The sequence below is a fragment of the Vibrio sp. Isolate30 genome (assembly GCF_022397975.1).
In the GTDB taxonomy this organism is placed as follows: domain Bacteria; phylum Pseudomonadota; class Gammaproteobacteria; order Enterobacterales; family Vibrionaceae; genus Vibrio; species Vibrio fortis.
Map to the genome: position 1 here is coordinate 424,074 of NZ_JAKEUS010000002.1, position 22,992 is coordinate 447,065.

Here is a 22,992-nt window from a genome sequence, read left to right on the forward strand (position 1 = left end):
AAATCGGAGTGATCCAGGTCAATAATTAATCAGGTAATCGGGTGCAAGAACTAAGAATTTCTAAAAAACGATTTTGAGGTCTTACCTAAATCTGAAGTCAGTCGGTTTTAGACTAAAAACTCTGTTAATAACACGCGCTTTAGTCACAAATCTGAACCTTTGAAATCTCTCTTAATTAACTTGGTGTTAACATTACTGGATCGCATAGGGAGTAGGTGTCGATGAAGTGGAGCAGTATCAGCTTTAGAAAAAGATTGCTGATTATTATGACGGTGACAGGGTTAGTCGAGTTGTTGATTCTTAGCGCGGCTGGCTTTGCTTATATCAAACACTCCCAAGAAGAAGAGATGGGGCTAAAAGCGTTAGGTGTCGCAGAGTTTCTCTCGGAATCCCCACGTGTTATTGAACTACTTCAACATCATTCAACCAATCCCGAGCTTGAGCCTCAGTTAAATTCTGAGCATCAGCAACGCTTTCGAAACTTGACCCACTTGATTGGCGCAGCATTCATTGTGATCGGCAATGATAAGGGAATTCGTCTTGTTCACCCTGTCGATGAGCGGCTTGGTCTGCCGATGCGAGGTGGTGACAACCAGAAAGCGCTGGTTTTAGGTGAGTCTTATGTGTCGACAGCCAAAGGTTCGTTAGGGCTGTCTGTCCGTGGTAAGTCTGCGGTAAAAGATGCTAATGGCGAGATCATCGGGGTGGTTTCAGTGGGGTATCTGCTTGATTCACTTCAAGATAGGATCGAACCTTATTTAGCTTTCTTAATCATCATGGCATTGCTGGTTGTTGCGGTTAATGCTCTGATTTCAAGTTATGTATCGAGGCGCTTTCAAAGAGCGATATTAGGCTTTGAGCCTGAAGAAATTGGTCGTCTTTATGTCGAGCTTGATGTCACCATGAGTACGGTGAAAGAGGGCATTTTGAGCATCGATAACCATGGTGTTCTGCGTTCAATCAACAAAAGTGCCTGCGATATTTTGTCTATCGACAGAGAAGCGTCACTCAACAAACCGTTTTCTCAAGTAGTGCCAAACAGTGACCTTGAACAGTTGTTGTCGAGTGGTCAGTCTGATCACGACATCGAGTTATACCTAAATAATAAGCGTATTATTGCCAACCGCAGTCCGATTGTTGTGGCGGGTGAAGTGGTTGGAGCGGTATCGAGTTTTAGATTAAGAGATGAGATTAATGATCTCACAGAGCAGCTCTCGCAAACCAAAGAGTATGCAGACTTACTGCGTTCACAAACTCACGAACATCGTAATAAGCTCAACACTATCAGTGGTATGTTGCAGATGGGAGAGTTAGAAGCGGTTCAACATTTGATTGGTCAAGAAACTGCGCACTATCAAAGCCTTATTGAATTCTTGAGAGAAACCGTCAAAGAGCCTCTTGTGGCGGGGATGTTACTGGGTAAAACAGAACGTGCTCGCGAAATTGGCTTAGAGCTGGTGGTTGAAGAGGGCTCTCGACTAGAAGCGCTGCCAACTTGGTTAAACGCCGATGATGTGGTGACCATTTTGGGGAACCTAATTGATAATGCGTTTGATGCTACCAGAATGGCGATCAGCCAAACGGAAACCTTTCCTCCAGCGAGGCGCGTCATTGAGGTCTCCGTCAGTGATTATGGTAATGAAGTCATCCTTGAAGTTGATGACAAAGGGTGCGGACTACCAGAGGGGTTAGCGATTGAAGATCTCACACGAAAAGGGGTCTCGAGCAAAGCCAAACAAAACCGGGGCGTGGGCTTGTATTTGGTCAAGCAGATCGCCGATCGTTATCAAGGCCAACTTGATATGATTGAAAACAGAGATTTTGGTACACGAATGACCGTTTACCTACCAAAAGAAGAACAGATATCGTTTAAGGAAGAGCGTTAAATGAATGCAGTCACTAAAGTCATGGTAATAGAAGATGATATTGCGATTGCGGAGTTGCACCATCGTTACTTAGAGCAGATGGGCGGGTTCGATGTAGTAGGGATTGCGACGTCCCAATCCGAAGCCATAATGCAACTTGATATCTTAAAACCAGATCTGGTACTGCTTGATGTCTACTTACCAGATGGCTGTGGTTTGGATATTCTGAATCATGTTAGAGGCAATAACCAAGGCTGTGATGTCATTTTAATTACGGCGGCACGCGATGTTGATACGCTTCAACAGGCCATGCGCGGTGGTGTTGTCGACTATTTACTTAAGCCAGTGATGTTTCCACGTTTAGAGGCGTCACTTAAAAAGTACCGTTCACAACAACAAGAGCTAGAGAGCGTGTCGGATTTGAACCAAGGTCTGGTTGATAAAATGCTGCAAGCTTCTAACCAATCAGATGCTAAGCCGGTTGCGACCCTTCCTAAAGGGATCGACGGTGTAACTTTAGATAAAATCAGAGCCTTGTTTGAAAGTGCGGATACAAAAGACCTGACCGCAGATGAAGCAGGGGAACGCATTGGCGCAAGTCGCACGACTGCCCGTCGATATCTTGAATACTTGATCACCACCGGAGAATTAAACGCTGATCTAAACTACGGCTCAGTCGGGCGTCCGGAGCGTTGTTATAACAAAGCGACGCGATAAACTTAGCTAAAGCGACTCTTGTTTTCTTCCTCACCTCTAAAAACTCGGTAACGGTACACGCGCCGAGTATCATTTAAAATTGTTCAATTTATAAAACCAGTTTAATAATCGACTATTAAAAGGCTATCAAACTGGTTTTTCGTGCTACTCCACAGACCAGATCCCATTTATTTTTCACTACAATGTTTTGGAATGCAGTTCCGTCGTCATTTAATCAATTTTGTTCTAACTAATGGCAAATTATTTGGATTAAATGAGTCATTATTTAATCGATTGCCCTCACAGTGGTTGATGTAAATCAAATAGTCATAGACAATACTGACCCGAATTGAGGTGATCTATATCACCCTCGTTTACCAAACGCATTCTCTAGTGTGATAGGCGCTCGCTATTGAACTAATAGCCAAGACCTATTATCTATTTTTGTATGTCGCTGATACCGTTGGCGAATACTGAAAACCTTGTTTTTATAGGAAAGATGATGGTAATACCTGAAAACAGCAGCATCGTTATTTTTGGTGCGTCGGGCGATCTCACGTATCGTAAGCTGATCCCCGCTTTATACCACTTGTATGCTAGCAATCAACTGCCGGAATCCTTTGCGATTCTTGGAGTGAGCCGTACTGAGTACAGCGATGAGTCTTACCGTGAAAAGCTGAAGAAATCTCTTCAGGAAATGGAAGAAACTGAGCCAGAGACGCTAAATGCGTTCATTAATCACTTACACTACCAAGCGATTAATACCTCTGACACAGAAGATTATGCTCGTTTAGCACAGCGTCTAGACAAGCTAGAACAAGATTATCAATTCGAAAATCACAACACTCTATTCTACTTGGCAACACCACCAAGCTTGTATGGTGTGATTCCAGCAAACTTAGCGGCACATGGCCTGAATGATGAATCGAACGGCTGGCGTCGTCTTATCATCGAAAAGCCATTTGGCTATGATCTAGCGTCTGCTCAAGCGCTAGACGAAGAGATCCATCATCACTTCCAAGAACACCAGATCTACCGTATCGACCACTACCTAGGTAAAGAGACGGTACAAAACCTTCTAGTACTTCGTTTCTCTAACGCAATGTTTGAACCACTGTGGAACCGTAACTTTATTGATTACGTTGAAATCACAGGTGCTGAGTTCCTTGGCGTAGAAGAGCGTGGTGGATACTACGATGGTTCAGGCGCTGTTCGAGACATGTTCCAAAACCACCTGCTACAAGTATTAGCAATGGTAGGTATGGAGCCGCCTGCACAAATCAACGCAGATTCAATTCGTGACGAAGTCGTTAAAGTCCTACAGTGTCTGAAGCCGCTTGAAGAAGAAGACCTACGTAAAGACTTGGTTCTTGGTCAATACACAGCGTCTGACGTTCGCGGTCAGCATTTGCTTGGTTACCGTGAAGAGCCGGGCGTAGCGGATGACTCTCGTACTGAGACTTACATTGGCCTAAAAGCGCACATCAATAACTGGCGTTGGAATGGGGTTCCTTTCTATGTACGTACTGGTAAACGACTACCGACACGCGTAACGGAAATTGTGATTCACTTTAAGAACACGCCTCACCCAGTCTTTGGTCAAGATGCACCAGAGAACAAGCTGATCATCCGTATTCAACCGGATGAAGGTATTCAGATGAGCTTTGGTTTGAAAGAGCCGGGCGCAGGCTTCAAAGCAAAAGAAGTGAAAATGAACTTCTCTTATTCAGACTTGCCTGAAACTCAGATGCTAACTGCTTACGAGCGTCTACTTCTTGATGCGCTAAACGGCGATGCGACGTTGTTTGCTCGTACCGATGCAGTAGAAGCATGTTGGAAGTACGTTCAACCTATCTTAGATTTCAAACAAGATCCTCAAGCTCTATTTGGTTATGCTTGTGGTACTTGGGGTCCGCAAGAAGCAGACGAGCTTCTTGAGAGAGACGGCCGCGCGTGGCGCTTCCCATGTAAAAACCTAACAGATACGGATTACTGCGAATTATGATCAACCATAAGATCTTTGAAACGCCAGAGCTAGTTGTTGAAAACCTAGCAAACGAAATGAAAGCGTACAGCGAGCAGGGTAAACCTGTTCATATTTCACTTTCAGGTGGTAGCACGCCGAAAATGCTTTTCAAACTATTGGCACAAGCGCCATACGCAGAAGGTATCCAATGGAATAACCTTCACTTCTGGTGGGGCGACGAACGTTGCGTGGCACCAGATGATGCTGAAAGCAATTTCGGTGAAGCAAACGCACTTCTATTTTCTCAAGTGAACCTTCCTGCTGAGAACATCCACCGCATTCGTGGTGAAGATGAGCCTAAAGCAGAAGCAGAGCGCTTCGCAAAAGAGATGGCAGATGTGATTCCTTGTGAAAACGGCACGCCTGTTTTCGATTGGATTCTGCTAGGTGTTGGCGCAGATGGCCATACAGCTTCTCTTTTCCCGGGTGTCACTAATTACCAAGATGAGAACCTATCTGTTCTAGCTTCTCATCCTGAGTCGGGTCAAATCCGTGTTTCTAAAACTGCGAAAGTTTTGGAAGCTTCAAAACGAATCAGCTACCTAGTACTGGGTGCTGGCAAGGTTGATATCGTTAAAGAAATTCATACAACTCCTGCTTCAGAACTGCCTTACCCGGCAGCGAAAATCCAGTCTAAAACTGGCGAAACAGAGTGGTTCCTAGATTCAAATGCAGCAAGTGCTATCGCATAACCGCGAATAGCCGCAAGGAGATATAAATAATGAAAGGTGATATCGGTGTAATTGGCCTAGCAGTAATGGGTCAAAACCTTATCCTAAACATGAATGACAACGGCTTCAAAGTTGTTGCTCACAACCGTACTGCTGCGAAAGTAGACGAGTTCCTAGAAGGCCCAGCTAAAGGTACTAACATTGTTGGCGCTTACTCTCTAGAAGAGCTTGTTGAGAAGCTAGAAGCACCACGTAAAGTGATGCTAATGGTTCGTGCTGGTGCAGTTGTTGATACTTTCATCGACAACCTAATTCCACTTCTAGACGAAGGTGACATCATCATCGATGGTGGTAACACTAACTACCCAGATACTAACCGTCGCGTAGCTCACTGTCGTGAGAAGGGTATTCACTTCATCGGTACTGGTGTATCTGGTGGTGAAGAAGGTGCTCGTTTCGGTCCTTCAATCATGCCAGGCGGCGCGGCTGAAGCTTGGGAAGCGGTTAAACCAATCTTCCAAGGCATCTCTGCAAAAACTGACGCTGGCGAACCATGTTGTGACTGGGTTGGTAACGACGGTGCTGGTCACTTCGTTAAGATGGTTCACAACGGCATCGAATACGGTGACATGCAGCTTATCACTGAAGCTTACCAGTTCATGAAAGATGGCCTTGGTATGTCTGCTGACGAGATGCAAGCAGTATTCGCTGACTGGAACAAGACTGAGCTAGACAGCTACCTAGTAGAGATCACTGCTGACATCCTTGGCTACAAAGATGAAGACGGTGAGCCACTAGTTGAGAAGATCCTAGACACAGCAGGCCAAAAAGGTACTGGTAAATGGACGGGTATCAACGCACTAGACCTAGGTATTCCACTAACGCTTATCTCTGAGTCTGTATTCTCTCGTTGTCTATCTGCACTGAAAGACCAACGTGTTGAAGCTGAGTCTCTATTCGGTAAGACAATCACTCCAGTTGAAGGCGACAAGCAAGAGTGGGTTGATGCACTACGTCAAGCGCTACTAGCTTCTAAGATCATCTCTTACGCTCAAGGCTTTATGCTAATGCGTGAAGCATCTAACGAGAACGGCTGGGATCTTAACTACGGCAACGTAGCACTAATGTGGCGTGGTGGTTGTATCATCCGTTCTGCATTCCTAGGCAACATCCGTGATGCGTACGAAGCAAACCCAGACATCGCGTTCCTAGGTTCTGATGAGTACTTCAAAAACATCCTACAAGGCAGCCTAGCGGCATGGCGTAAAGTAGCAGCGAAATCTCTAGAATCTGGTATCCCAATGCCATGTACGATTTCTGCGCTATCTTTCCTAGACGGTTACACAACTGCACGTCTTCCAGCGAACCTGCTTCAAGCTCAACGTGACTACTTCGGTGCTCACACTTACGAGCGTACTGACCGTCCACGTGGTGAGTTCTTCCACACTAACTGGACTGGTACAGGCGGCGATACTGCTTCTACAACTTACGACGTATAATCGTAATTCGTTGTTTTAGTTATAGAAAAGGATGCTAATCAGCATCCTTTTTTCTTTTTACTCATTTTTTCGATCATATAGGTCTGTCATTTAAGGCAGACACAAATACAGCACTAAGCCTGAAAGCTGGTGACCTCTTCTTTATCGGAAAATTGCTCTCTTACTGCCATACACGTATCTAAGTTTTGCTTAAGTGCATCAACACAGTTTGGGTCAAACATTATGCCAACGTTTTCTTCGATGTATTCCAAAACATCATCGAGCTCCCATTCCGACTTGTAAGCTCTCTTACTCAGCAGGGCATCAAACACATCTGCCAACGTGACGATGCGAGCTTCCAATGGAATCTGAGTTCCGCATAGTTTGTCAGGCAATCCAGTTCCATCGTAGCGCTCATGGTGATGTCGAATAATATTTTTCAGAAACTGTATTTCATCGGGCGAGATGGAGTGGTTATCTGAAATCGAGACTACATCGTCAATCATCGCTTCACCAAAAATGGTGTGTTGGTTCATTATCGCGCGGTCTTCATCGCTAAATCGCTTGGTACTAAAAAGCACGTGGTCGGGGATGCGATACTTGCCGATGTCGTGAAAAGGCGCATAAACACGAATTCGATGGATGAACTGATAGGTGATTTCTGGTTTTTGGTCTGACATTGCACGAGCCAAAATTTCACTGTAGCGTCCCATGCGAATCAAATGCTCTTTGGTTTCAGGATCTCTTGCATGGCCCATATTCAGAGCGATAGCGAGAGAAGTTTGAAAGTGTTTTTGATTCTCATGCAAGCGAGTAAACAGGCTCGCAATAAGCTGCGATAGGTATGCAACGTCAGCTTGTATGCTTTTCTGATTAAAGAAGCCAATTGCGGTGGCATTGATAAAGATAAAGCCGAGGTTTTGGTCGCGATAATAGATAGGGGAGGTATAGCTACTCTGATGCCCAATATCGATTAAGCGACAAATCTGGCGTGTTGGATTCATCGTTGATAAGTCATTGATAACACGAACGGAAGGTAGCTCAGACATCTTTCTTAGTGAAGATTCCGGTCTGATATTGTACTCAACGTAGTTATGGCTTGCCTCTTGGCATAAAGCATCAGATACAAAGTAATTCGTGGCTTTGTTTTCACTGGTTAGAGCAATGGAGAGGCGCGATAGCGTGGGATAACAAGAACGCACAAGCTGGAATAGGTCATCCAATGTCGCGGTTATATCTTGATCTTTAGCTGCGATTTTACTGAGTTGGGAGTAGTCAAACATGAGCGGGGCTGACCTTTATTTATAGTTATATAATTGTTTTTCTTTGACTTATTGATTTCTCATATTTAAGAACACGAACATAGCAGTCCTGTTAACGAATTGTAATCATGTCATCCTATAAATTCTAATTGCATCACTAAAAATGTGGTTATTACATTTAAGAGTCATCCATTTTGTTAACTCGGTTGGCTTTTTTGTTATCTCGATCTAGATTTCTCATCCATTTGAGGTATTTACAGAGATATTGATTCCAGAAAGGTGGGATTGTAACTATGGGACTTATCAACAGCTTAGAGCCTCAATTTTCTAACGAGTAAGCGAATAAAGCAGCGGATCAAGATGAGATTTGTTAAATATTGGGTAGCGAAAATGACGCCATTTAATGTAGAGATCGAGTAGTTGATGTTGAGAGTGGCTAGAACTCGTGCGATCAAACTCAATTTATCAATATAGACAGATGATAACTAGGAGAGTGGCAGGCTTTGTGCCATCATTACTCTCATTAACAGGCGTGCAGGAAGCAAACCTAAGTAAAACCGTTATTGATGATGGTGAACTAACGCAGAGTGCTTGCTCTGTTTAAGGTATTACGATGACAGATGAAGAAAGAATTGAGCTGCAGAAAAACAACCCGCTGCATGGCTTAAAGTTAGAAACCATGATCACTGAGCTGGTGGATCATTACGGTTGGGAAATCCTTGATGCAGCGATGCGTATGAACTGCTTCAATACTAAGCCTTCTGTAGCGAGCGCCGTGAAGTACTTAAAGAAAACACAGTGGGCACGTGAGAAGGTTGAAAACTTTTACTTGTATCGCTTTAAGCGTATGCCGAAAGCATCTGACCTCGAATATCAAATGCCACCACGTTCACGTACGTTCCGCCATGGGCTTGAACCAAAAGAACCGATGGAGCTGACGGTCGAATCTATTCTTGCTTCTCAAGCTAAGGCCGCGTCTTCTTTTAAAGCGCGTCGCTCGGGTGGTAAAGGACGTAACTTCCGCCGCTAAGCGCAGGTGTAGATTTAACAAGATACAAAAGGAGCATCACGCTCCTTTTTCTTTTGCTATCAACTTTTGAAGTAGAGTAAATCCATCGACAGCGGTGTTGACCTTAAAGTTTTTAGGCCTCGCGGTTTTTCTTTTGACTCTTAATGAAATCGCCTACGTAGATTGCAGCGCTGAAGACGAGAAACAGAGCAGAAACGGAAAACAGAGCGGGCATTTTTAGTATCCACGCAAAGGTTGCTGCTAAGAACGCAATGAAGCAGATCAGTCTGCTTGATGACATAACATGACCGAGTTTGATGTTCATAATGCCCCCTAATATGCTTGCTTCTTTTACGCAGCAAGTATCTCACCCTTGGGTGAAAATTAATCTAAATTAATATCAAACAAGATGATTATCAGGCTGCCTTCACAAATTTAGTGTGTGCTATTTGAGTGAATGAAATTAGCGCTTCATTACCCAAAGAGTTGTTATCGCTAATGGCTATATAGGGCGAGTTTTAATAATGATCAGTTGGCGTAGAAAAAGTAAGCGGTGATTAAAAAGCTTGCAACGATAACGCTATTTCGGACGTAGTTTTGTGGGATATTACGTGAAATCTGAGCCGAGTAGTAACCGCCAACCAATGTCCCTAACAAAACCGCTAGCCCTGAACTCCAATCAATTGAACCATCTACAATAAACAGCACGATTGCAGCCATTGAGGCGCTAGCAGAGACCAACAACTTAATACCGTTCATGACATTGATGTTGGTATAGCCTGCCAACGCAAGGTAGCTCAGTGTCACGATACCGAGGCCTGCATTGAAATACCCACCGTAGATACATACCAAGAGGAGTAATAAGGCTGAGAAAAAAGCGCCAGCCTTGCCTGCGTGTTTGTGCTTCGATGCGGCTTTCTTAATGAAACCGTTGATTTGACCGCCAAAGGTAAAAAGCAATGCCGCGAACAGCAGCAACCAAGGAACGGATTGAGTAAACAGTGCTTCAGGTGTGTGTAGAAGCAGGAAGGCGCCGATTGCCCCCCCCAAGACACTCAAAACCAACGTTAGTTTGAGCTGCTTTGTGCCTGAAATAATTTCTTGTTTTAGGGCATAAGCACCGCTGATGTAACCTGCACAAGAGGCAAAGGTATTGGTTGCATTAGCGGCGACTGGTGGTACACCGACAAAAAGTAGGGCAGGGAATGTAACAAAGCTGCCTCCTCCGGCAATGGAGTTTAATATGCCGCCAAGTACACCTGCTAGAAAGAGTATCAGCCATTCCATGGCACAGTTCCTAATTGAGAGACGAATAACTAACTTACTTCATTTTGAATCTAAAACCAGCCTTATCAGAATGTTATGAACAAGTTTGTGATTTGTTGCAGCAGATGCTTTTCCAACAATAAGAAAGGGAGCCGATGGCTCCCTTGGTAATGTGTGGTTGGATTATGCCTCTACAGGCTTTCCTTTAAGGCTCTTGAACAGCTTCATGAATAGAGGGCTGAATAGAACTAACACCGCAAGGATGGTAAAGGTCATGGTAATCGGACGTTCCCAAAGGAAACTCAATTCGCCATCACTGATCATGAGTGCACGTCTTAAGTTCTCTTCCATCAAACCGCCTAGGATGAAGCCCAACAATAGCGGTGCTAATGGGAAGTCGGCCAATCTCAATCCTATTGCTGCCATTGCTACAAGCAACATGACAAAGACATCCATAGTGTTAAACGATACCAAGTAAACGCCAGTAATTGAGAAGAACAGAATCATCGGTAGTAACACGGTTCTTGGTACAGCAAGTAGCTTAGAGATATAAGGGATCAGCGGTAGGTTTAAAATCACTAGAACGATGTTACCGAAGTACATAGAGATAATAACTGACCAAAATACATCTGGGTGCTCAACGAACAAGCGAGGGCCTGGTTGAATACCGTAAGCAATCAGAGCACCAAGCATAATCGCCGTAGTACCTGAGCCTGGAATACCAAGTGTTAATAGAGGAACAAAAGAACCACTAGAAGCTGCGTTGTTTGCAGACTCTGGCGCAACAAGGCCACGGATACTGCCTTTACCAAACTCTTTCTGTTTCTCTTTTGGTGCCAGACTACGTTCCATGCCATAGCTTAGGAAGGCTGCGATAGTTGCACCAGCGCCCGGTAGTACGCCAGTAAAGAAACCAAGAATAGAAGAACGAATCGACACAGGAGCTACATCTTTGACCTCTTCTTTGGTCACTTTCATGCTGCCGATGTCTGACATCTTGCGGCTTTCTTCTTCACTGGTGTCTTTCTGAGGCTTGAGCACGCCCATCAGTGTCTCACCAAGCGCGAATGTCGCCATCGCGAGTAGCAGGAAGCTAAAGCCGTCCATTAAATCCGTTAAGCCGAAAGTGAATCGTTCAACACCGACACCTTTATCGATACCTACCGTCGAAAGCATTAAACCTAGAATGGTCATCATCCATGCTTTGATCACTTGTCCCGGTCCAGCAAAAGCGGCTACAGCAGAAAGGCCTAAGAGCATCAAGGCAAAGTAGTCTGACGATTGGAAACTCAAAGATACACTTGCCAGCGCTGGTGCTGCGATAAGAAGCATGATTGCTGATAGCGTACCACCAGTAAATGAGGAGTACGCCGCCAGTGCAAGTGCTTTACCTGCTTGGCCTTTTTGTGCCATTGGGTAGCCATCAAACGCCGTTACTACGGTTGATGAACAACCCGGAGCATTGATGAGAATCGACGAAGTGGAGCCGCCAAATACCGCGCCATAGTAAACACCAGCCATCAGGATTAGACCTGAAGACGGCTCTAAACCGTATGTGATTGGGATCATTAGCGCGATTGCAGAGATAGGTCCTAAGCCCGGTAGCATGCCGATAAAGGTACCAACGAAACAGCCCACGATCACCATCATGATGTTCATCGGCATCACTGCGGTCGAGAGCCCTTGTAAAATTCCATCTAACATAATGCGGTTCCTACCAAAGTGTGTAGATAAGTCCAGGCTCTAGATAGATATCTAACCCCTGAGTTAATAGAAGATAAAAAACGATGACGAACGGAAATGATGCGCCAATTAAGATCGGTTTCCTGCGCTCGCCCAGTAGATAGAAGCCTGCTAATAAGAAGAACCCCGTCGCTAATACGAAGCCTAAATAGGTCAGGCCAACACCATACAGTGCCATTAGAACCAAGAAACCGATTAGCAGCTTCCAGTTAAGCGGTTTTGTATCGCATGATTTTTTCGGTTGTTGTTTTCCGGTTACCAATAAGATCAATGCCAACCCTATACCTGCAAAGGTCAATAGGGTGGGTAAGGTTCGCGCTGTGAAAGGTTCGTACTCGTCACCGGGAAACAGAGGAATAAGGGTGGTTTGATAGCCATAGCAAAGGCAAACCAATAGAAATACTAAGGCGCCGATGCGGTCGCGAGTCAGTAGGTTCTCTTTGGATAAGAACGTGTTCGAATGTTCCGACATATCCAACTCCATAAAAATAAAAAAGCCATGCATGAGCGGGTTAATGAAGAATGTCTAGGATCACTAACGGAATGTAGGAAGAGAGTAGTGCTCAACTGCCCACAAATTACAAAGGAGATTGAGTGAACTCATGCATGGCAAAACAGAGAATAAGGAAGGGGGAGCTGTCGATTCCCCCTGAATAGTTTGATTACTTAAGGAAGCCAAGCTCGCGCATTAGGTCGCCCATCTGCTTTTCTTGATCCTCTAGGAAGGAGTAGAAGTCTTTGTCTGCTTTGTAGTTGTCAATCCAACCGTTGCGGTCGCGAACCACTTGCCACTCATCTGTGGTATACATTTTAGTAAGTGCTTGGTTCCACTCATCAATTTTCGCTTGGCTTGTGCCCGGAGCAGCAAAGAAGCCACGCCAGTTAGCAAAGACAGTCTTATTACCGTACTCAGTTAGAGTTGGGATGTTTGGCGCTGCGTCTAGGCGTTTAGGCGCGGTCACAGCCAGTACTTTTACTTGACCAGATTTGGACATCTCCAGCACTTCACCAAGGCCAGTTGAAAGCAGTTGAGTCTCACCTGATAGCAGTGCAGCCATTGCTTTACCACCCGCATCGTAGGCAATATAACGAACCTTCTTAGCGTCAAAACCTTCGCCTTTGAACGCGGCTGCAACAACAAGGTGGTCCATACTGCCACGTGCTGAACCACCAGCAATTTTCACTTTACGAGGGTTCGATTCGAACTCTTTAACCACATCTTCCCATGTGTCGTACTTAGAGTCGGCAGAAGTCACGATTGCACCGTAGTCCGCAATTGTTGCGGCTACTGGCGTTAGATCGCGGAAAGATTGAGGGAAAATCCCTGTCAGTGAACGTACAACAATTGGCGTTGAGTTGACCATCAACGTATCTTCTTGACGCTTAGCGGTTTCGATAAGGTGTGCAATAGCTTTACCGCCGCCACCGCCAGACAAGTTTTGGAAAGAGACATTTTCTACAATGTCAGATTTTACCAGTACGTCACCAGTACCACGTGCCGTCATATCCCAGCCGCCGCCTGCACCACCAGGGATTAAGAAGTGGATTTTCTCTACGTCAGCCGCAAAAGTGTTAAATGAGAAGGTAGCGGCGATCACAGTCGCTGCGATAGAGGGTTTCATTGCCTTGAACATTTTTCACGTTCCTTATGTCGTGTTCTCTTAGTTAAGCGAGAAACTTATTGGTGTATGAGCTACTGGCTATTGAGTGAAGTTCAAATAGTCAGTCGATGTTCAAAGGTTAATGTTGTGTTAATGAATTGTCTTTAATGTGGTGATATTGAGGATAAAGAGCATTGAATTAATAAAGTTCATAAAGTTCACGGATCGCAAATCGAATGATTAAGCCCCTTTTTTGCTTGAAAATATGTATAAAATAAGCTGGTTGTGGCTATGGCTTTATAAGATAACCCTAAGATAAAAAAGAGAAATTACTTATTAAGTGAAAGGAGTGCTGTTTAAGTAGGCTTTCACGGAAAAAAGATGAGAGTTATCACGTACAAAATCCAAATATATAGAATATTGTATTGATATTGAGCGTAGTCATTAACATAATGTGATAACAAGGCTTAGATAAATTGGTGGAATTCTTCGATGATTCCCCGAGAACTCTTAAGGATATAAGAGAAATTGTTCAAGGACAGAAGAAAATGAAAGATGCAAAAATTTCGTTGCGGGTAACCGTGGGTGGAATGTTTTTACTTGCAACTATTTTAACGGCGACCGTCGCAGTCTCACTTCAATATTATTTTAGTAAGACAATGGCAACGGAACATACCTTGTCGAAATTGACGATGGTATCGCAAGAGTTAAGCGATTATGTTGAAGCAATCGACTCTGATGCGATTAATACAGCACAACTCTTATCTTCTGTTAATCGTTCTATCAGTAGTCAGATATCGAAGCAGGAAGCTCGAAATATTCTGTCTGAAGCGATCAAAGACAATCCTCTTTTTTACAGCATCTATATTGGTTCCTCTAACGACAACTTCTTCCAAATCATCAACCTTGACTCTTCACCTATTGTCCGCGACAAGATCGACGCTTCTGATACTGACCGATGGGTAGTGATTGAGATTGAAAATACCTCTGATGGGCGAATTCGCTACACAAGCTATTATGACGAGTTGTTCAACCTGCGCGACGTGGTGACCGAGTCGAGCAACTATTTTCCGACGACTCGTCCTTGGTATATCTCCGCTTCTAGCGATGTAGTAGGGAAGACACAACCCTACTTGTTCCAGCACCTACAAATCACCGGGCAGACTTATTCACTGGCATTTCAATCCAAGGACGATAAGAGCAGCCAGCATGTAATTGGCATCGACATCGTATTGTCTTCATTAGCGAACAAACTCTCTGCGACCGCACTTGGGTTAGAAGAAGACAGCCAAGTTGAGTCTTTCCTGTATTCAACCTCAGGCAATATTATTGCGACTAACCGCCAGCGAGATCCAAGCTCATCGGCTTTTGAGATTAAGCCACTTGATCTCACTGCTGGCCAGCAAGCTTTAATCAACGAAATCGGACCAATCAAAATATCTAACCAGAATGATTGGGGACCAATGGACTTCTCGGTGTCTGGGCAACCCAATGGTTATGCTATTGATATGCTCAAGTTAATTAGCCATCAGACGGGTATCGAGTTCAAATACGTTAATGGGTTTTCTTGGCAAGAGTTGACTGACAAGTTTCGTGTTGGCGAGTTAGATGCAATACATTCGATATTAAAGAATGAATCAAATCGTGTTGCTGGGCATTACAGCGAACCCTTGTATCAATTACCGTTTTCAGTGGTAACACGAGAACAACACGCAAGCGTAACTACTTATCAAGCTCTTACAGGTAAGAAAGTCGCGATTTTGGCTGGTTGGTCAATCACTGAGAAGCTCAAGCAGCAGTATCCCGATATCGAGTTGACCACTTTCCCGAGTCTTAAATCGGCATTTGATTGTCTAGAGAGCAAGACGTGTGACGCGGTTCTAGATGTTAAGCCAGTCTTGGATTTCGCTCTTGAACGCTTTTTTCATTCTGGGTTGCGTAACAGTGCGGAGCTGACGGATCTTCAAAGGGACTACGCCACTGATTTCTATCTGGTACTAAGGGATGAACACCAAGCTCTGATGCCAATCATCAATTTGGCATTACGTAGTATTACACCACAACAGAAAGCGGCATTGGAAGCGAAGTGGTTTCATCATGAATCTATTAGTAGTGATACAACAGTGCCTTACACGGAGCTTTATGAATTGATACCTTCGGCAACATTAGAAGGTGAAATGAAGCCGATTCAGCTAAATGGAGAGCGTCGTCACCTTTACTTACGTAAGATCGAAACAGGGGAGCACTATTCTGAATATTTCGCAGTGGTGATACCGGAACAAGAAATCTATCAAACTGTACATAAACGTGTCGCGACCTCGATAGGCATTACGGTATTGCTCATGATGTTAACCTTGCCAGTAGCATGGATTTTTGGTGCGCCGATTGTTCGTCCAATACGCAAATTGCAAGAAGAGACGCTCAAGATAAAACAACGCAATTACGATGGCGTAGAGATGGTCGAAACTCGTATTAAAGAAATTTGGGACCTCTCTATCGCTGTAAAAGATATGTCCAAAGAGCTTAAGAATCATGAGCAAACCCAAGAGGAATTTGTTGAGGCGTTCATTAAGCTAATCGCACAAGCCATCGATGACAAATCACCATACACCGCTGGCCACTGTAATCGCGTGCTGGAACTTGGAATGATGCTAGCTGAAGCCGTCGAAGCCTCGAATGAGCCGCTATTTAAAGATTTCAAGTTTGCCAATAACGATGAAAGACGTGAGTTTAGAATCGCTGCTTGGTTACATGATTGCGGCAAGATCACCACGCCGGAGCATGTCGTCGATAAAGGCACGAAGTTAGAAGCCAACTATAATCGTATTCATGAAATTAGAATGCGCTTTGAAGTTTTGTGGAGAGATGCAGAGATTCAAGCATTAGAGAAGCAGCTGTCACAGCAACAAACCAAGCAAGAGAGCGACAAAGAGTTAGCAGAACTTCACCAAACACTGATTGAAGACTATGAGTTCATTGCTACATCTAATGTGGGTGGGGAATTTATGAGTGACGATAAAATCGCTCGTATTCGCCAGATCGCGAAGAAAGTCTGGTATCGCCATTTTGATGATCGCTTGGGGCTTTCTCCAGTCGAGGAATTGGCTCGAAAAGGAGAGGCGAGTGCGCTTCCTGCTGAGGAAAAACTGTTGTCCGACAAGCTGGAACATATCATTCCGAGGGAGCGAACTACGGAATATGATCCTAAACTAGGTATTCGAATGGCGATTCCGGAACATCAATATAATCTTGGAGAAGTCTATAACTTGTCGATTGCTAGAGGCACATTGACGACAGAAGATCGCTTTAAGATTAATGAGCATATGATCAGCACCATCAAAATGCTGGAAAACTTACCCTTCCCGAAAGAGTTAAGTCGAGTTCCGCGTTATGCATCGACTCACCATGAAACGTTAAAAGGGACGGGGTATCCAAGACAGTTATCGGCAGAGGATCTCTCGATTCCAGAGCGTGTGCTTGTGATTTCGGACATCTTCGAGGCACTTACCGCTTCTGATCGCCCTTATCGTAAGGCCAAGCCTATCAGTGTTGCGGTCAATATCATGCACAAAATGGCGTTGGACGAGCATATTGACTTGGAGTTATTCCGACTGTTTTTGACGAGCGGTACGCACCTTAAGTATGCGAAGACGTATTTAAAGCCTGAACAAATAGACAGTGTAGATATCGAACAATATATGAATTGACAAGTAGAGGGTTTATGCGGCGCTAATTAAGACGTGACTGTTATTGTGAAAGAGCTCAATTAAAGGATTGTAATTGAGCTTATAGAAATATATCGTATGAAATTCTGCTGGTGCGGATTTTTTTATAATAATCATTAACACGGATGTCAGACTATATGGATAAGGTCTACGGAACGGAGAAGAAGTTCTCTATTCGGTTTACGGTGAGTGGCATGTTTATCGTGGCCACAATCATCACTGCAATATTAGCGATCTCTTTGCAGTACTACTTCAACAATAAGCTGGCAACTGAGAATACACTCACCAAGTATTCGATTATTGCCAATAACATCAGCGACTACGTAAAAAGTTCGGATGGCGAGAGTAGCTACACCACAGGGCTGTTGGCTTCGATTCTAAGAGCAACTGATGATCAGCTTGATCAAGAGACACTAAAGAAGATATTCGCTGATGTCCTGTCAAATAATGCACAGATCTACAGTGTTTACTTGGGGCAACCGGACGACAATTTTTTTCAACTGATTAACCTTGAGTCTTCTCCTATTGTTCGCGAAAAAATCAACGCAGCACCTCAGGACCGTTGGGTGTTGATTCGTATTTTTGACCAAGGAGAGCAGCGACTGAAACAGACTCATTTCCTCGATGAGAACTTCAATATTCGTCATCAAATCTCAGAAAACAGTAATTACTTCCCAACTCAACGCCCTTGGTATGAAAGTGCCACTGAGCGAGTGAGTAAAACCGAGCCATATCTTTTTCAACACCTGAAGATCACCGGGCAAACCTTTTCTGTGGAGCTACCAAAGCATCAATTAGTATTAGGTGTCGATGTCCTCCTTTCATCTTTGTCGGATAAGATGAAAGGCATTTTGGCTAATTCAGGTGCCAGTACGGGTGTAGAAGCATTTGTATTTCGTCGAAATGGCGAAGTTACTGCGACGAATCTTGCGCCTGACTTTTCAGATGATATGCCTAAAGCGATGCCTCTAGAGCTTACTCAATCTCAGCAAGAGCTTATCGAACAGACAAGGTCACTTAAAGTATCTAACCAAACAGCTTGGGGGCCGATGGATTATGCTATCTCGGGAGAGCCAAGAGGCTATGCGATCGATCTATTAAAAGAGTTATCACGATCAACTGGGCTGAAGTTTGAGTTTATCAATGGCTTTACTTGGAATGAACTGTTGCAGCAATACACAGATGGCTCACTCGATGTACTTCACTCGTTGCAAAACAATAACCAAGGTTATGCGACTGGAGCGTTCAGCGACCCAATCTATCAACTGCCTTTTGCGATCGTGACGAGTAAACGGTTTGGCAAAATTGAATCGCTCAAAGAGCTTGATGGCAAGCGATTGGCGATTCTATCGGGTTGGTCAATTATTCCTGAATTTCGCTCTAAGTACCCACAAATAGAGTTGGTTGAGTTCTCAAACATCAATGACAGTGTGAATGCACTGAATGCCGGAACGGTTGATGGATTCTTAGATAGCTCTGCGATTCTTAAATCCGCGATTCAGCAATACTTCTTGGTTGGTATGCAGCTCAATGAAAACATTGAGGAGCTGGTGGAGCATTTCCCCTCTAACTATCATATCTTGATGCAGAAAGGCGATCAGGACGTGGTTGAAATCATTAATCTTGCTATTGCGAATATCAGTGCAGAGCAGCGCGCTTACCTAGAAGATAAATGGCTTAATCCGAATAAGAAAACCGCCAAACAAGACATGCGCAGAGTTCCGTATTTGGAGTTGTATGAGTTTGCTCATACTGAAGCTCTGCATGGGCAATTGGTAAAGCGCAACGTGTCGGGTATTGATAAGTACATTTACATCACGCCAACTCGAGAGCAGGGAGATGAATACTTTGCGGTGCTTGTTCCAGAAAGCGTGGTACTTGCGCAGGTAATGGATAAAGTTACAAAATCAGTCTTAATAACAGGTGTGTTTTTGTTGGGTTTGCTGCCATTGGCATGGCGTTTTGGCTCACCAATCGTAAACCCGATAACGACATTGATCGCGCAAACCGACTTAATCAAAGATCGTCAGTACGACGAAGTTAGGCCCTTAAATACTCGTATCGCAGAGATCTATGAGTTGTCGACCGCGATTGTGGACATGTCGAAAGAGATAAAACGTCATGAAGAGGCTCAAGAGGCGTTTGTCGAAGCCTTCATTAAGCTCATTGCACAGGCGATCGATGATAAATCTGCCTATACAGCAGGGCATTGTAACCGCGTACCCGAGTTGGGTTTGATGTTAGCTGAAGCCGCTGAAAAGTGTGAAACTGGCCAGTTTAAGTCGTTCAAGTTTAAGAATGCTGATGAGAGGCGAGAGTTCAGAATTGCGGCGTGGTTGCATGATTGCGGCAAGATCACGACACCGGAGCATATTGTCGACAAAGGCTCTAAGCTAGAAGCTAACTACAACCGTATTCACGAGATTCGAACCCGTTTTGAAGTGTTGTGGCGTGATGCGCAGATTGTTGCTTTGACTCAGCAGTTAGAAGGGGAACTTAGCCAAGAGCAGATTGAAACGCAACATACAGCAACGCGTGCGAGATTGCAGGACGACTTTGCATTCATTGCAACCTCCAATGTTGGTGGTGAATTTATGAGTCAAGATAAGGTTGAGCGTATCAAGCAGATTGCCGAAATCACATGGACTCGTCACTTTGATGACAATTTGGGCCTATCGCCAATTGAAGAGTTAAATAAGCAAAGCAATGTTCAACTTCCGGCTACCGAAAAACTGCTATCGGATAAACCAGAACATATCGTGAGGCGCGACCGCCCAATTGAATTTGATCCGAAGCACGGTATTAAAATGGATGTTCCAGAGCATCTATATAATCAAGGCGAGGTTTATAACCTGAGCATTGCGCGTGGGACACTGACTGCCGAAGACCGTTTTAAGATTAATGAGCACATGATCAGCACTATCAAGATGCTTGAAAATCTTCCTTTCCCTAAAGAGCTGAGCCGTGTACCTCGCTATGCGTCTACGCACCATGAGACCTTAAAAGGAACAGGGTATCCACGCAAGCTCACAGCAGAGGACTTGTCGATTCCAGAACGTATTCTAGTGATCTCGGATATCTTTGAAGCACTAACGGCGGCAGATCGACCATATAAGAAAGCCAAACCGATTAGTGTGGCTGTCGACATCATGCATAAAATGGCACTCGATGACCACCTGGATATCGATTTATTCAGACTGTTCTTAACCAGTGGTACGCATATCCGTTATGCTCAAGAGTATCTAAAACCAGAGCAGATCGATGATGTTGATATTTCAAAGTACATCGAGCCACAAGAGTTCTTGAAAGCGGTTTAGTTCGCTCTGTTAATATGGCCATAGGCGTACCAAGTGTGCGCCTTTTTTATATCTCCGATTTTTTATAACTCTTAGTCTTCTCTTTTGAATTCCTCTCGTTGTTGACAGATTGCTGACCAGATCTTGGGTGGTCCCACTATTGTCGACAGTGTGAGTTTTCTATTTTTTACTCCAAACTCCTTCATTTTCGCCTTTATTATTTTATTAATCATATCCTTACGTGTAATTTTCTCGATTTTTGTTATTGAGTTAACTGATTTTGCAGAACTATACCTTAGTCTAAATTGTCGACAATGTGCTTGATTGTTGACAGGTTAGCAGGCTATCTTGTGATTAATGTTGAATGATTGTTAACAATGAGCGTGATTCTTATGACAATCATTAGAGATGAATATGCAGGATTAGGGTGACAATAAGATGGCGACGACAGCAGTAAATACCTTGCTTAACGATGACCCTAAGTTGAAAGGGAGCGACAAAGAGCATACCAAGTCGGCGAGTCTGACAGAGTATCTGATTGAAGCGATTGTTAGTGGTGAGTTAGAGCCGGGCGCAAAAATCTCTGAGCCGGAGCTGGCTAAGCGATTTGAGGTGAGCCGAGGTCCACTTCGTGAAGCAATGATGAGAGTTGAAGGGCTTGGGTTGATCGAGCGTATTCCTCATGTTGGTGCTCGCGTGATTACTCTTTGCGAAGAGAAATTGATCGAGCTGTATTCGGTACGAGAAGCTCTTGAGGGAATGGCGGCACGATTGGCAGCTCGATACATCACAGCCGAAGAGTTGATGGGGTTAGAGGGGCTACTGCTTACTCACTCAAAACACATTGATCAGGTAGAGGGCGCTTCGTATTTCCACCAACATGGTGACTTTGACTTCCATTATCGAATCATTAAAGCGAGTCGCAACAGTAAGCTAGAGGCTCTTCTCTGTGACGAACTTTACCACTTGCTTCGCATGTACCGCTACCAATCACCTCGCGCTCAATCACGCCCTATTGAAGCGCTCAACGAACACAAATTTATTTTGCAGGCAATTAGTCAACGAGATGAAGAGTTAGCAGAAATGTTGATGAGAAGACATATATCAGGCAGTCGCCGCCTTATCGAGCAGCGATTGCAAGTTAAACAGGACGCTCAATAAATCGAGTGGATCTGAAGTTCTTACTTAAAGCACATAAAGCGTGGTGACTGCACCAGTTCGCAGTAACACCAACAGAAATCGAACACATCAGGGAGAGAAATCATGAACCTATCGCCAGGAGCCAAGTTTCGTGAAGCGGTTGCAAATAACCATCCGCTGCAGATAGTCGGAACCATCAATCCTTATTGCGCCATGATGGCGAAAAATCTGGGGCATCAGGCTATCTATTTATCGGGTGGTGGTATTGCTAACGCGTCTTACGGACTACCAGATTTAGGCATTACTACACTAAACGATGTTTTGGTGGACGTAGAGCGAATCACTAATGCCTGTGATTTGCCTCTATTGGTTGATATTGATACCGGTTTTGGTGGTGCATTTAATATCGCTCGAACTATCAAAGCGATGGAAAAAGCCGGAGCTGCAGCAGTTCACATGGAAGACCAAGTGGCGCAAAAACGATGCGGTCACCGTCCAAACAAAGCCATTGTTAGTCAAGCAGAGATGGTCGACCGAGTAAAAGCGGCGGCAGATGCAAGGGTAGACAGTGATTTTGTGATTATGGCAAGAACAGACGCATTGGCCGTTGAAGGTATTGATAGTGCCATTGAACGTGCTATTGCATGTGTCGAAGCAGGCGCGGATATGATCTTCCCAGAGGCGATGAACCAGCTCGATCAATACGTGAAGTTCTCAACAGCGCTGCAATCTGCCACAGGGCGTCATATTCCTATATTGGCCAATATTACCGAGTTTGGTCAGACGCCACTGTATAGCTGTAATGAGTTAGCCGAGTCTCATGTTGACATGGTTCTTTACCCACTGAGTGCTTTCAGAGCGATGAATAAAGCCGCAGAAAATGTCTACAAGCACTTATTGGTCGAAGGTAACCAAGAGGCGCTGCTTGATTCAATGCAGACACGTAAAGAGCTCTACCAACACCTGAATTACCACGATTACGAGAATAAGCTCGACCAGCTTTTTGCCAGTGACGAGAGTTAACTTAGCAATTCGACGTACTCATAAATAAAGAATTTAAACAACCAGTAAGAATACTTAATCCAATAACGTGAAACGGTTAGCTCGACCTATAACAACCAAGTGACTCTATATTTTGAACGAAATATGCACTTAGGACTGAATCAAAAACGCACCAAAGAGTGCAGGCAGCTAACACAGAAAAGGAGTTCATC

16 protein-coding genes are annotated in these 22,992 nt (G+C 44.3%); 10 read left to right on the forward strand and 6 right to left on the reverse strand.

Annotation, left to right across the window (positions count from 1 at the left end):
* Positions 1 to 221 precede the first annotated feature (221 nt).
* The 5 genes from L1D60_RS09010 to gnd all read left to right on the forward strand — a co-directional run bounded on the left by L1D60_RS09010 (position 222) and on the right by gnd (position 6,757).
* On the forward strand, positions 222 to 1,886 hold the full coding sequence (locus L1D60_RS09010) for a sensor histidine kinase (protein ID WP_239840780.1): 1,665 nt from the start codon (positions 222 to 224) through the stop codon (positions 1,884 to 1,886).
* Complete coding sequence (locus L1D60_RS09015; protein ID WP_239840781.1) at positions 1,887 to 2,582, forward strand: response regulator; 696 nt, start codon at positions 1,887 to 1,889, stop codon at positions 2,580 to 2,582.
* Positions 2,583 to 3,063: 481 nt separating this feature from the next.
* The gene (zwf, locus tag L1D60_RS09020; protein WP_172974265.1) at positions 3,064 to 4,566 is read left to right on the forward strand and encodes a glucose-6-phosphate dehydrogenase; all 1,503 of its coding nucleotides are present in this window, start codon (positions 3,064 to 3,066) and stop codon (positions 4,564 to 4,566) included.
* The gene (pgl, locus tag L1D60_RS09025; protein ID WP_239840782.1) at positions 4,563 to 5,279 is read left to right on the forward strand and encodes a 6-phosphogluconolactonase; all 717 of its coding nucleotides are present in this window, start codon (positions 4,563 to 4,565) and stop codon (positions 5,277 to 5,279) included. The genes zwf and pgl overlap by 4 nt, the downstream gene beginning before the upstream one ends.
* Positions 5,280 to 5,308: 29 nt before the next feature.
* Complete coding sequence (gene gnd, locus L1D60_RS09030; protein WP_004742688.1) at positions 5,309 to 6,757, forward strand: decarboxylating NADP(+)-dependent phosphogluconate dehydrogenase; 1,449 nt, start codon at positions 5,309 to 5,311, stop codon at positions 6,755 to 6,757.
* A gap of 113 nt (positions 6,758 to 6,870) precedes the next feature.
* Here gnd and L1D60_RS09035 read toward each other — a convergent pair whose 3' ends face one another.
* Positions 6,871 to 8,019, reverse strand: coding sequence for an HD domain-containing phosphohydrolase (locus L1D60_RS09035; protein WP_239840783.1), 1,149 nt, complete (start codon positions 8,017 to 8,019; stop codon positions 6,871 to 6,873).
* A gap of 592 nt (positions 8,020 to 8,611) precedes the next feature.
* On the opposite strand from L1D60_RS09035, the gene L1D60_RS09040 reads away from it, so the two are divergent.
* A complete protein-coding gene (locus L1D60_RS09040) occupies positions 8,612 to 9,028 on the forward strand; it encodes a VF530 family DNA-binding protein (protein ID WP_032549168.1) in 417 nt (138 codons plus the stop codon).
* Between the two features lie 112 nt (positions 9,029 to 9,140).
* Here L1D60_RS09040 and L1D60_RS09045 read toward each other — a convergent pair whose 3' ends face one another.
* The 5 genes from L1D60_RS09045 to L1D60_RS09065 form a co-directional block, all read right to left on the reverse strand.
* Positions 9,141 to 9,332, reverse strand: coding sequence for a hypothetical protein (locus L1D60_RS09045; protein ID WP_239840784.1), 192 nt, complete (start codon positions 9,330 to 9,332; stop codon positions 9,141 to 9,143).
* 203 nt (positions 9,333 to 9,535) lie between these two features.
* On the reverse strand, positions 9,536 to 10,294 hold the full coding sequence (locus tag L1D60_RS09050; RefSeq protein WP_239840785.1) for a TSUP family transporter: 759 nt from the start codon (positions 10,292 to 10,294) through the stop codon (positions 9,536 to 9,538).
* A gap of 162 nt (positions 10,295 to 10,456) precedes the next feature.
* Positions 10,457 to 11,977 (reverse strand): tripartite tricarboxylate transporter permease, encoded by a 1,521-nt coding sequence (locus L1D60_RS09055; RefSeq protein WP_239840786.1) that lies wholly within the window; start codon positions 11,975 to 11,977, stop codon positions 10,457 to 10,459.
* Positions 11,978 to 11,987: 10 nt separating this feature from the next.
* The gene (locus tag L1D60_RS09060; protein ID WP_239840787.1) at positions 11,988 to 12,488 is read right to left on the reverse strand and encodes a tripartite tricarboxylate transporter TctB family protein; all 501 of its coding nucleotides are present in this window, start codon (positions 12,486 to 12,488) and stop codon (positions 11,988 to 11,990) included.
* Between the two features lie 190 nt (positions 12,489 to 12,678).
* Positions 12,679 to 13,650 carry a tripartite tricarboxylate transporter substrate binding protein gene (locus tag L1D60_RS09065; protein WP_239840788.1) on the reverse strand — a complete coding sequence of 324 codons (972 nt, stop codon included), beginning with the start codon at positions 13,648 to 13,650 and terminating at the stop codon, positions 12,679 to 12,681.
* A gap of 515 nt (positions 13,651 to 14,165) precedes the next feature.
* Between L1D60_RS09065 and L1D60_RS09070 the strand changes: the two genes are divergently transcribed.
* The 4 genes from L1D60_RS09070 to prpB all read left to right on the forward strand — a co-directional run bounded on the left by L1D60_RS09070 (position 14,166) and on the right by prpB (position 22,801).
* Positions 14,166 to 17,324, forward strand: a complete 3,159-nt coding sequence (locus L1D60_RS09070) for an HD domain-containing phosphohydrolase (RefSeq protein ID WP_239840789.1) — start codon at positions 14,166 to 14,168, stop codon at positions 17,322 to 17,324.
* Between the two features lie 155 nt (positions 17,325 to 17,479).
* A complete protein-coding gene (locus L1D60_RS09075; RefSeq protein WP_239840790.1) occupies positions 17,480 to 20,659 on the forward strand; it encodes an HD domain-containing phosphohydrolase in 3,180 nt (1,059 codons plus the stop codon).
* A 417-nt stretch (positions 20,660 to 21,076) separates the two neighbouring features.
* Positions 21,077 to 21,799 (forward strand): GntR family transcriptional regulator, encoded by a 723-nt coding sequence (locus tag L1D60_RS09080; protein ID WP_239840791.1) that lies wholly within the window; start codon positions 21,077 to 21,079, stop codon positions 21,797 to 21,799.
* A gap of 102 nt (positions 21,800 to 21,901) precedes the next feature.
* On the forward strand, positions 21,902 to 22,801 hold the full coding sequence (gene prpB / locus L1D60_RS09085) for a methylisocitrate lyase (protein WP_239840792.1): 900 nt from the start codon (positions 21,902 to 21,904) through the stop codon (positions 22,799 to 22,801).
* Positions 22,802 to 22,992 lie beyond the last annotated feature (191 nt).

Bases quoted from the DNA above. Each gene is read 5' to 3' on its own strand.
- L1D60_RS09010 (WP_239840780.1), top strand. From the start codon at position 222: ATGAAGTGGAGCAGTATCAGCTTTAGAAAAAGATTGCTGATTATTATG.
- L1D60_RS09015 (WP_239840781.1), top strand. From the start codon at position 1,887: ATGAATGCAGTCACTAAAGTCATGGTAATAGAAGATGATATTGCGATT.
- zwf (WP_172974265.1), top strand. From the start codon at position 3,064: ATGGTAATACCTGAAAACAGCAGCATCGTTATTTTTGGTGCGTCGGGC.
- pgl (WP_239840782.1), top strand. From the start codon at position 4,563: ATGATCAACCATAAGATCTTTGAAACGCCAGAGCTAGTTGTTGAAAAC.
- gnd (WP_004742688.1), top strand. From the start codon at position 5,309: ATGAAAGGTGATATCGGTGTAATTGGCCTAGCAGTAATGGGTCAAAAC.
- L1D60_RS09035 (WP_239840783.1), bottom strand. From the start codon at position 8,019: ATGTTTGACTACTCCCAACTCAGTAAAATCGCAGCTAAAGATCAAGAT.
- L1D60_RS09040 (WP_032549168.1), top strand. From the start codon at position 8,612: ATGACAGATGAAGAAAGAATTGAGCTGCAGAAAAACAACCCGCTGCAT.
- L1D60_RS09045 (WP_239840784.1), bottom strand. From the start codon at position 9,332: ATGAACATCAAACTCGGTCATGTTATGTCATCAAGCAGACTGATCTGC.
- L1D60_RS09050 (WP_239840785.1), bottom strand. From the start codon at position 10,294: ATGGAATGGCTGATACTCTTTCTAGCAGGTGTACTTGGCGGCATATTA.
- L1D60_RS09055 (WP_239840786.1), bottom strand. From the start codon at position 11,977: ATGTTAGATGGAATTTTACAAGGGCTCTCGACCGCAGTGATGCCGATG.
- L1D60_RS09060 (WP_239840787.1), bottom strand. From the start codon at position 12,488: ATGTCGGAACATTCGAACACGTTCTTATCCAAAGAGAACCTACTGACT.
- L1D60_RS09065 (WP_239840788.1), bottom strand. From the start codon at position 13,650: ATGTTCAAGGCAATGAAACCCTCTATCGCAGCGACTGTGATCGCCGCT.
- L1D60_RS09070 (WP_239840789.1), top strand. From the start codon at position 14,166: ATGAAAGATGCAAAAATTTCGTTGCGGGTAACCGTGGGTGGAATGTTT.
- L1D60_RS09075 (WP_239840790.1), top strand. From the start codon at position 17,480: ATGGATAAGGTCTACGGAACGGAGAAGAAGTTCTCTATTCGGTTTACG.
- L1D60_RS09080 (WP_239840791.1), top strand. From the start codon at position 21,077: ATGGCGACGACAGCAGTAAATACCTTGCTTAACGATGACCCTAAGTTG.
- prpB (WP_239840792.1), top strand. From the start codon at position 21,902: ATGAACCTATCGCCAGGAGCCAAGTTTCGTGAAGCGGTTGCAAATAAC.